The organism is Taylorella asinigenitalis ATCC 700933 (assembly GCF_000687755.1).
Taxonomy (GTDB): domain Bacteria; phylum Pseudomonadota; class Gammaproteobacteria; order Burkholderiales; family Burkholderiaceae_B; genus Taylorella; species Taylorella asinigenitalis.
The window spans coordinates 1-2,361 of the sequence record NZ_JHXN01000029.1 but is presented as its reverse complement, the minus strand read 5'-3'; the positions used below and the strand labels follow the sequence as shown (position 1 = coordinate 2,361).

Here is a 2,361-nt window from a genome sequence, read left to right as displayed (position 1 = left end):
CGTGACCTGCCCACTGCCGGCATAGAGCAGCACGTTGCGGGCGAGTTCGGAGACGACGGTGGCCACCCGCACCTGATCCTGGTTGCCCAGCCCCAGCAGTTCGGCGATGTGCCGGGCGCGGGTGCGGGCGTCCGCGAGTTCCACCTCACTGCGCAGGGGGAGCGCCAGCAGGTTCAAAAGCGGCTCCCAGCGCCACGCACGACCAGCACAGTCACGTCGTCCCGGCCCCGCACGTGGTCGCGGTAGAGCACCCCAGCGATCAAGGAGGCGGGTTTGTGCAGCAGCCCCGGATAACGCTCCAAGTTCCAGCCGCTTTGCAGTCCGTCGGAGTGCATTACCAGCAGGCTGCTGTCGTCCCACGGTGCGGTCTGAACCTGCGGGCGCACCGACGACTGCCCCAGCGTGCCGTTGTGCGACATCAGGCCGCGCCGCCCGGCACTGCCGACGACCACGGCGCTGATGTTGCCCACTCCGGCAAAAGAAACGGTGCCTGTGCCTGAATCCACTGCGCCCGGCTCCAGGGTAGCCACCGCGCCCACCCCGCCGCGTGTTCCGCGCATGGCCTCGTGCACCGCCGTGAGCCAGGCATCCGGAGCCTGCGGAATGCCCCCGGTGCGGCCCGCCGCCTGAAAAGCCCGCACCGCCGCCTGCGCCGCGTCGTGGGCGCCCAGACCGTGCCCCAGGCCGTCCACCAGCAGCAGGCCGAGGCCCCCGTCTGGCCCCGTCAGAACCGCTGCCGCATCACCGCAAACGGTTTCACCGGGGTAGGGGAGGGCCACCGCGCCGACGTCAAGGCCAGTGGATGCCACCGGCTCAGGGGGAAGGGTGCCCCTGAAGACCCGCGCCAGCACCGCCGTGCCCACTTCCGGCACCGAACTCAGGTCGAAGCTGCCCGCCAGGCGTTGCGTCGCCCCCAGCCCCGTGCCGGGCGTTCCGGCGGTGGAGTAACCGTCACGAAACACCTCCGCGGGCCGGGCAATGCCGAGGCCCCGGTCGAGCGCCAGCACCTCGATGGCCACCTGCCCCCCCACCGTGCGGGCCTGAAGCAGGATTTCGCCTTCACCCGCGTGCTTGATTACGTTCGACGCCAGCTCGGTCACGATAATCGCCAGCTCACCCTGGCGCACCTCGCTCAATTCCAGCGAGCGGGCCAGTTCAGCCGCGCCCCGGCGGGCCTCGCCGGTGGCCGACGCGTCGCGCAATTCATAACGGAGGGCAGGAAACAACATCGGCGTTAGCCTGTCAGGTCCACTCCCCGCGCCGGTTAGCCCCGCCTTCATCATTGGCCCCTGCTCTGCTGGCCTGTGCTCCTGCGCCCCACCTTCACTTCCATTTCAGGGCGGTGATGCGGCTGCCCATGCCCACCTCCGTCTCGATTCGCAGTTCGCTGACCAGCCGCTTGGAACCGCCGAGCCCGAGCCCGAGCCCGCCGCCCGAGGTAAAGCCGTCGCGCAGCGCCCGGTCGATGTCGAGGATCCCCGGCCCCTGGTCCTCGAAGGTCATTTTCAGCCCCGAGCGCACGCCGTCATGGACGATCTCCAGCCGCGTCTCGCCGCCCCCGCCGTGGACGAGCGTGTTGCGGGCCAGCTCAGAGGCCGCCGTCACGATCTTCGTCTGGTCCACCAGGCTGAACTTGAGCCGCACCACCAGAGCGCGCACCGCCTGACGCACACGCACCACGTCCTCCTCCGAGCGGACGGGCAAGGTCTCGGGCGCCTCAGTGCCGGGAGCCGTCAACTCCGCCTCCGCGCTTGCCCCGAGGAGAATGGCCCCGAAGTGTGTGGCGCTCCGCGATCAGCACCTTGAGTCGTTCCAGGCCACGCTCCACGCTCAAGGCCGTGTGCATGTGCTGCCATGTCACCCCCAGTTCCACCAGCGTGATCGCCACGGCGGGCTGCATGCCGACCACCATCGTCTCGGCCCCCAGCACGCGGCTCATGGCGGCGATGTTGCCCAGCACCCGCGCGATGAACGAGTCCACGATGTCGAGCGCACTGATGTCGATCAACACGCCCCGCGCCCCGGTGTTTGCGATCATGGTCGTCAGGTCGTCTTGCAAGGTGAGCGCGAGGCGGTCATGCAGCTCCACCTGAATGGTCACCAGCAGGCAGTCTCCGAGCTTCAGAATGGGAAGGCGGTCCATACGCTCTAGAACGCGCCGCGTGGGGACGCTTCGGTGCGGTTCATAGCGACCCGGATCGCGTCGGCGAGGGTGGCGAGCGTGGTGACGCCACTCAGATCGATGCCCAGTTGCACGATGGTCTGCGCGATCTGCGGGCGAATCCCACTGATGATGCACTCGGCGCCCATCAGCTGGGTGGCTGCCACGGTTCGCAGCAGGTGCTGGGCGACCAGGGTGTC

The 2,361-nt window shown here is 69.0% G+C and carries 3 protein-coding genes and 1 pseudogene; all 4 read right to left on the bottom strand.

Translation table 11 applies throughout. From position 1 onward, the window contains the following. Positions 1-173 precede the first annotated feature (173 nt). Positions 174-1,229, bottom strand: a complete 1,056-nt coding sequence (locus tag T432_RS08940) for an anti-sigma regulatory factor (RefSeq protein WP_010883998.1) — start codon at positions 1,227-1,229, stop codon at positions 174-176. Between the two features lie 94 nt (positions 1,230-1,323). Beyond that, a complete protein-coding gene (locus T432_RS08935) occupies positions 1,324-1,737 on the bottom strand; it encodes an anti-sigma regulatory factor (RefSeq protein ID WP_010883997.1) in 414 nt (137 codons plus the stop codon). Positions 1,738-1,801: 64 nt separating this feature from the next. Next, positions 1,802-2,143 (bottom strand): annotated as a pseudogene (locus T432_RS08930) (STAS domain-containing protein); the annotation flags it as partial. Positions 2,144-2,148: 5 nt separating this feature from the next. Continuing rightward, positions 2,149-2,361 (bottom strand): STAS domain-containing protein (locus tag T432_RS08925; protein ID WP_044971290.1); only part of this gene is annotated, 213 nt, incomplete at its 5' end.